Below are 1,741 nucleotides of genomic sequence, written 5' to 3' on the forward strand. Positions count from 1 at the left end.
GTCGACCACCTCGATGGCCTCGACCGTGCCGATCTCGCTGCGGCGGAAGCTGCCCTGCAGGGTCAGGTGGCGGTTCAGCGAATAGCGCACGGCCTCCGCATCCATCGCCTCGCCGTCGTGGAACGTCACGCCGGCGCGCAAGGTGATGCGCAGCGTCTTCGGGTCTTCCCAGGCATAGCCGGTGGCCAGCTGGGGCACGATCTCCAGCTTCTCGTTGATGTCGAACAGCTTGTCGCAGAGGCTGGCGAAGACGATGCGGCCGACGAAGGTGCGGGCCAGCGTCGGGTCGAGGATGTCGGGGTCCTCCCGCAGGCCGATGCGCAGCTGCGAGGCCGGCTGGGCGGTGGCCGCCCCTGCCGAGATCAAGCCCCCTGATAGGACGCCCAGGCCCAGCGCCAGGGCGGCAAGGAAAGGTCGGCTCATCGGGATGCTCCGGCGGCATGCGGCCTGGCGGCCTGGGTGTCGGGGTTGAAGAAGGCCTGCAGACGCTTCAGCCGCGCGCCGCCCGGATCGGCCTCGGCCGGCGGGATGGCGGGGGGCAGGCTGTCCTGAAGGTGGCAGGCGGCGGCGTGCAGCGCGGCCGGCAGCAGCGGCGTCTCCGCCCGGCAGCGGTCCACGGCATGCGGGCAGCGGGTGTGGAAGCGGCAGCCGGGTGGCGGGTCGATCGGGCTCGGCATGTCGCCGGCCAGCGGCGCCGCCGGACGCCCCTGCCCCGGCACCGCGGCCAGCAGGGCGCGGGTATAGGGGTGGCGGGGATTGGAAAACACCTCCGCCGCAGGGCCGGCCTCGACGATGCGGCCCAGATACATGACGGCGACGCGGTCGGCGACATGGCGGACCACGGCCAGGTCGTGGCTGATCAGCACGAAGGTCAGGCCGAGCTCGCGGATCAGACCCTGCAACAGGTTGATCACCTGGGCCTGCACCGAGACGTCCAGCGCCGAGACCGGCTCGTCGCCGATGACCAGCGCCGGGCCGGAAGCCAGGGCGCGGGCGATGGCCACCCGCTGCCGCTGCCCGCCGGAGAATTCATGCGGCCAGCGGCCGGCCAGCTCGGGGCGGAGGCCGACGCGCTCCAGCAGCCCGGCGACGCGGGTGGGGATGTCGGCGCGGGGGACGGTGCGGTGCAGGATCAGCGGCTCGGCCACCGCCTGCTCGACGGTCATGCGCGGGTCCAGGCTGGCATAGGGGTCCTGGAAGATCAGCTGCATGTCGCGCCGCCGCGCCCGCAGCGCCCTGGCCGAGAGGCTGCCCAGCGCCTCGCCGCGGAAGCGGACCTCGCCGGCATCGGGCTCGATCAGGCCGAGCATCAGCCGGCCCAGCGTCGACTTGCCGCAGCCGCTTTCGCCGACCACCGCCAGCACCTCGCCGGCGCGGATGGAAAGGTCCACGCCATCCACCGCATGCACCGCGCCGCGCTTTCTTCCCAAGGCGTCGCGCACCGGGAAGTGCTTCTTCAGGTTCGACAGCTCGAGGATGGGCGTGCTCATGCCGCCTCCCCCAGGATGGCCGAGAGCGGCGCGCGGTGGCAGGCGGCCTGGTGGCCCGAGGCCAGCGTCCGCAGCGGCGGCGGCGTCAGGTGGCAGAGGGTGACGGCGAAGGGGCAGCGGGCAGCGAAGCGGCAGCCGCCCGGCGGTGCCATCAGATCGGGCACGGTGCCCTCGATGCTGGCAAGCCGCCCCCGCCCGCCGGCCAGCCGCGGCGCCGCGCCGAGCAGGCCGACGGTGTAGGGATGCTCGGG

3 protein-coding genes are annotated in these 1,741 nt (G+C 73.6%); all 3 read right to left on the reverse strand.

Annotation, left to right across the window (positions count from 1 at the left end):
* A partial coding sequence (locus BKE38_RS28035) for an ABC transporter substrate-binding protein (protein WP_242662603.1) occupies positions 1-423 on the reverse strand: 423 nt, incomplete at its 3' end.
* The gene (locus BKE38_RS28040; protein WP_076960448.1) at positions 420-1,490 is read right to left on the reverse strand and encodes an ABC transporter ATP-binding protein; all 1,071 of its coding nucleotides are present in this window, start codon (positions 1,488-1,490) and stop codon (positions 420-422) included. The genes BKE38_RS28040 and BKE38_RS28035, both read right to left, overlap by 4 nt.
* The coding region (locus BKE38_RS28045) for an oligopeptide/dipeptide ABC transporter ATP-binding protein (protein ID WP_367596457.1) at positions 1,487-1,741 on the reverse strand (255 nt) is incomplete at its 5' end. The genes BKE38_RS28045 and BKE38_RS28040, both read right to left, overlap by 4 nt.

This window comes from Teichococcus deserti (assembly GCF_001982615.1).
Taxonomy (GTDB): domain Bacteria; phylum Pseudomonadota; class Alphaproteobacteria; order Acetobacterales; family Acetobacteraceae; genus Pseudoroseomonas; species Pseudoroseomonas deserti.

Coding starts and splice junctions, on each gene's coding strand:
- BKE38_RS28040 (WP_076960448.1), bottom strand. CDS start 1,490: ATGAGCACGCCCATCCTCGAGCTGTCGAACCTGAAGAAGCACTTCCCG.